Genomic DNA, 2,069 nt, shown 5'->3' with positions numbered 1-2,069 from the left:
TTAATCCTCTAACGGTATATCATCAACAATCATTGTTCTATTAGGATAGTTATCATTTATTTTATCTAGTGTTCTCTGTTTATCTTCTTCATCTTCTTCGTCCCATTCACCAATATTTATAATTACCGGAGTGTCAGCAGTGAACTCTTTTTTCTCAGTAAACAGTTTATGATATTTCCCAAGCATATCACGAGCTCTTAAACGGTCACTTGGTTTTATAGGTATTTCTATAAGTTCAACATATTCATTATACACTAACTGAATTTTACCGTTCTGTGGGTTTTCTTTATATTCACCACGCTTAACAATAACTTCCTTTGTTTCTGTCTCGTCACCGACAGCTGAATTTGTTAATAAATGTAATAACTCATTAGCACTTAATATACTTTCGTCTATCACTTTTTTCTTTTGTTCTTGAATATATTCATTAATATGTTTTTTCTTTAATAATCGACTTCCCGTAACGTGTGCTGTCTTAGGCGAATATCCGGCTGTTATAGCGCTTTGTGTAACATTTAATGTTCTTATATACTCATTCACAAAACGCTCTTGTTTAGGCGTTAATTTAGGCATATTTATTCACTTCTCTCTGTTAAAATAAGCCCACCCAATCATTTGAGTGAGCAATGCGTTTATTAAATGTTAAATGGTTGAATAATATTTACATTCCCTATAAATTCTACAGGTTGAATGTTATTCTCTCTTTTCAATCGATCAATATATTGTGTTAAGGTTCTTTGTTTAGCACTGTACTCGTCGTTATAACCTAAAAGTTTATCCTTAGCGTCTTTAAGTTGTTGATTGAGTGTTTCGTATCGCTTTAAATCATCTTGATACGTTTCATTGTATTCATCACTTAATTCATCCGCGACATCTTGCATGTTTTCACAGTTTTTTATGACAACTTTTTTGAATGACTGTTTCATAACCATTAAACGTTTACTTTTAGCTCTATAATCAGATTCTAATTTTTCTATTTTTGTATAAAGTTTGTCAGCTTTTTCTACTTCGCCATTAATCACTAAATCTTGATACTCTTGATTGATATCATCTAGTTGTTTGCCATCATTTTTAACTTCTGCGTCTAGGTTTTTAATCTCTTTTCGGTAATCCTCAATGTTAGTTTTATATTTTTCAATTTGATCTAATGTTTTCAATGGTATGCCTCCTATTTAAATAACGCTCTATTTTTCGCAATTGCATTTTGTCTAGTTACATCATCTTTTATATCCAAGATTTTTTGACGTTTTTCACGATTTGCTTCTTCATTATTTTGTTTTGATTCTTTACTGTCTTGTTTTATGTTTTTATTTTGTCTCTCTTGATATACATATAATTTCAGCTTTTGACTTTCAGTTAGATCTAAAACTTCGCTTAATTCTTCGTACTGATTTGCTTTCATATAATATACTCCTTTAAACTTCAATTCGTTTCAAAGCTTCATAGCGTTTCATACTGCCATCAGCTAACTTTTTAATACTAATCATTGCTTGTTGCTTCTCTTGTTCCGTTGTAATAATGTAATAACCACGTTCATTACGTTTATAACTACACCCTATAGGATAGGCATAATCATAAACTAATGAATTGATCACCTTTCTTAACCATCGTTCATTACTCGAATTATATTCATATCCCAATTGATTTAAGATTTTGGTTTTAGTAATATATTTCTTAGACGTATTTCTTATCACATTGAGTACTTGGCGGTGTTCATCGGGTAAGTTGTACGTCTTTTCTTTTTCTATCATTTTTTGCATCTGTTTCACCTCACTTATTCAATTACTTTATACTTTAATTATACTAAATTTACACAAAAAACGCAAACTAATGTTCGTTATTTGAATATATTTAACTTACTATTAACATACGTCAAACCATTGTAATAAAAGCTTTAACAAACACTTTTTCAGTTATATATAGAAATGCCACAAAAAGAACTAATGTTCGTTTTTATAAACAAGCACACCCTAGTGTATTTCTACAACATTTAACATTTATTAGCTAAGTGAAGAAGTCACACAAGAGTATGTGACCTCTTTTTATTACTATTTACTCAAACTGTAATA

Annotated in this window: 4 protein-coding genes; all 4 read right to left on the bottom strand. The window is 30.0% G+C overall.

Going from position 1 to position 2,069, the window contains the following annotated elements; genetic code table 11:
* The 4 genes from HMPREF2864_RS08065 to HMPREF2864_RS08050 all read right to left on the bottom strand — a co-directional run bounded on the left by HMPREF2864_RS08065 (position 1) and on the right by HMPREF2864_RS08050 (position 1,760).
* Positions 1–573, bottom strand: a complete 573-nt coding sequence (locus HMPREF2864_RS08065) for a terminase small subunit (protein WP_002445377.1) — start codon at positions 571–573, stop codon at positions 1–3.
* A 62-nt stretch (positions 574–635) separates the two neighbouring features.
* Positions 636–1,157 carry a coiled-coil domain-containing protein gene (locus HMPREF2864_RS08060; protein WP_002445376.1) on the bottom strand — a complete coding sequence of 174 codons (522 nt, stop codon included), beginning with the start codon at positions 1,155–1,157 and terminating at the stop codon, positions 636–638.
* Positions 1,158–1,168: 11 nt separating this feature from the next.
* The gene (locus HMPREF2864_RS08055; protein ID WP_070545037.1) at positions 1,169–1,402 is read right to left on the bottom strand and encodes a hypothetical protein; all 234 of its coding nucleotides are present in this window, start codon (positions 1,400–1,402) and stop codon (positions 1,169–1,171) included.
* A 13-nt stretch (positions 1,403–1,415) separates the two neighbouring features.
* Positions 1,416–1,760, bottom strand: a complete 345-nt coding sequence (locus HMPREF2864_RS08050) for a pathogenicity island protein (protein WP_070572175.1) — start codon at positions 1,758–1,760, stop codon at positions 1,416–1,418.
* Positions 1,761–2,069 lie beyond the last annotated feature (309 nt).

This window comes from Staphylococcus sp. HMSC059F04, assembly GCF_001812565.1.
Lineage (GTDB): Bacteria > Bacillota > Bacilli > Staphylococcales > Staphylococcaceae > Staphylococcus > Staphylococcus lugdunensis.
This window is presented reverse-complemented; position numbering and strand designations above follow the sequence as displayed.